At 44.1% G+C, this 2,581-nt stretch carries 2 protein-coding genes; both read right to left on the bottom strand.

Annotated features, from left to right (window positions below; genetic code table 11):
• Nucleotides 1-351: 351 nt before the first annotated feature.
• Nucleotides 352-1,542, bottom strand: a complete 1,191-nt coding sequence (locus F6K53_RS37080; RefSeq protein ID WP_293084562.1) for an ISAs1 family transposase — start codon at nucleotides 1,540-1,542, stop codon at nucleotides 352-354.
• A gap of 847 nt (nucleotides 1,543-2,389) precedes the next feature.
• Nucleotides 2,390-2,581, bottom strand: a 192-nt coding sequence (locus F6K53_RS37075; protein WP_293084560.1) for a hypothetical protein, incomplete at its 5' end; no start/stop codon positions are given.

The following is a 2,581-nucleotide window of genomic DNA, read 5'->3' as shown; positions in this document are numbered from 1 at the left end:
GTACCGTAAATTAGTTGGTTAGGCTTGTGCAGGGGTTTGTACTGGAATTGACTTGGTTTGGTGATTGCTGTCATTTTAATGCAGAAGTTGAAGCTTGAATGTTGACTGTTAAATTTTAAATGTTAACAGGGTAATCGCATCTTAGTAGAGTTCTAAAAGTCCAGTAACCTGACCTAAAATTTGACTGTAGAATGGCTGATTATACCCTCAGAAAAGTTTGAGGATATCGTTGGTGTGTACCAGTCCTGTTAGTCAACACTCCTGGAGCCTAACCGGCTTCGGTTAATAGATTCAGTCCATCACCTCCAATGATTGCTCCTCAACAATCTTGCATCACCCTCAAAAAATGCCTCACTTCGCCGCACTGGCGGCCAGGATTTTGATTAGGAAGTCATTATCCATCCCCGCCCTATAACGCTTCATCTTGAGACTCTGGCGGGAGGGTTCGCGCTTGAGCAGGTTAACACTCAGGCGGCGCAACAGCCCTAGATTTTCAGCAGCATAGCCCTGGCGAACCCGACTGGCATCTTCATTAAAAGTGACATCAAGGACCCAATGTAGACCATTTTCAACACCCCAATGGGAGCGAATTACCTGGTTGTGTTGCTGGCCATCGGGTTCGAGGGCACTGAGGTAAAACTGAGTTTGTGTCGTGGTTTTGTTCCATAACTGCCGCCTTCGCTTCACCATCACCACGCTGGTTAAACCTTGCCATTGTGTTTGCCGATGCAACGGGGGTAGTTGACTCACAGGCACCGCCCACACCTGACGGGTTTCTAAGCGGTGATGCCCGGCCTCCACCGTTTGGTGGTAACTCAATTCAATCCCTTGCCAGTTCTGGTCTTCGGCCATAGAAAACCACTGTTCCACCTGCTGACTAAGCTTGCCCTGGTTGCCCTTGAGCGCCAGGACATAGTCCCCACCAGCTTCCTTAATTTGTCGGGCAATGTTGGTCTGGGTGCCCATGGCATCGAGAGTTACCACCGCTCCTTTGAGGTTCAGCAACTTGAGCAGCAGTGGCACTGCTGTGATTTCATTTGATTTACTCTCGACTTTTTGTTGGGCCAACACCAGTCCATGTTCGCTGCTCCAGGCACTGACGCTGTGAAGCGCTTTGAGGTCGTTGTTACGGTCATAGGAGCCTTTGGCCGTCTTACCATCAATATGAATCAGTTCAATATTCAAGCTCTCGGTGATGCTGCCCACCCAACTCAGGAAGCTGGCTTCGAGTTGCTGGGGATCGAGAAGGCCAAACACCCGACCAAATGTATCGTGAGATGGTATTCCATGAGGTAAGTCTAAAAATGTTTCCAGCCACTGTTGCTTGGCTTTACCGTAGGTTTCGATGGCCACAAACCCATCGGCACCCGCAATCACAGCCAAAATGGCTATGGTAACAATCCCGACAAGATTATGGTCGATTCTGCTACCCACACGGGGTACCGACCGATGCTCAAAATGATTGAGTACACTCTTTTTCAGGATCTGAGCCTCATGCTCATTGTGAGTGTTAAGAACGGGTCTGCCAAAACCTTTTGCCATGATGAGTGACGAGAAAATACAACCCTTTACACATCCTAGGTTACCCTTGATGAGAGATGAAGGACTTGTTCATGCAACCGTTTTTTTTGTCAAGTACAATTTATACCAAATTAGATGCGATTACCCTGCAAGATTTCCATTCCACCAAACTATTAAAATCATCCTCAATTTATACAACACAATAATTCTCCCCATCTCCCCATCTCCCCATCTCCCCATCTCCCGACTCCCGATTCCCGATTCCCGTATAAAGCACCTATTAATTGTTACCTACTCTGAATCTATTAAATAGAATAATATATGAAATTATTTATTGCTTAACTTTTGTAAAAAAATCATCTATTAAATAGAATAATAGATAAAATTATTTATTACTTTACTTAACTTTTTTTAAAATACTAAAATACTGTAATACTTTGCTTAAAATTTAAGAAAAAAAATAAAAAAAGTGATTACCAATTTTCCATAAAATTCTCAAAAAACGTAAAAAAAACCTTGACTTATCTTCCTCTGATATTTGACTATTGTTACAGATCACAGATTACACTAAGCTGATTTGATGTACATGAAATATTTGATCCAGATCAACGATCTAGAAACCAGACCAAGCCAAGAAACCGACCTCCTAATAAAGTTGTCATACGAGGAGGAAAAAAAGGTAAAAGGCGGACATTCTGTTGTAGAATTTCCACGATTGAGTTTTCTTGTGAACAAGTCGATTCAGATAGGGAAGCTTGGTGTGCGTCAGGAGTTGTGGCGTCGATTTTTGGCGTAGTATTTTGTAGCAAACGCAAAACATCTTTCTCCGTTATGTCAAAAGTCTTTTTTATCGGCGATGGGCGGTCGATTAGCACGTCTTAATTGACGGGAAACCCTGGCTACGACCGGGTCTTCTACCTGGCACGCCACCGACCTCTTGCCCTTGTAAGACTTTTTTTGAAAAATGTGATTCCTTCTGAGAAACCCCAGCTAGGAACCTACTACAAAGCGTGGCACCTAGTTGGGGTTTTCTGTTTAAAGACGGGAGTGGGGAATCGGA

The sequence above is a fragment of the Moorena sp. SIO4A1 genome (assembly GCF_010672065.1).
In the GTDB taxonomy this organism is placed as follows: domain Bacteria; phylum Cyanobacteriota; class Cyanobacteriia; order Cyanobacteriales; family Coleofasciculaceae; genus Moorena.
The sequence above is the reverse complement of the archived record's forward strand: the minus strand, read 5'-3'. Positions and strand labels throughout refer to the sequence as shown.

What these genes read in the sequence shown, in the direction of transcription:
- F6K53_RS37080 (WP_293084562.1), bottom strand. Translation starts at nt 1,542, where the DNA reads ATGGCAAAAGGTTTTGGCAGACCCGTTCTTAACACTCACAATGAGCAT.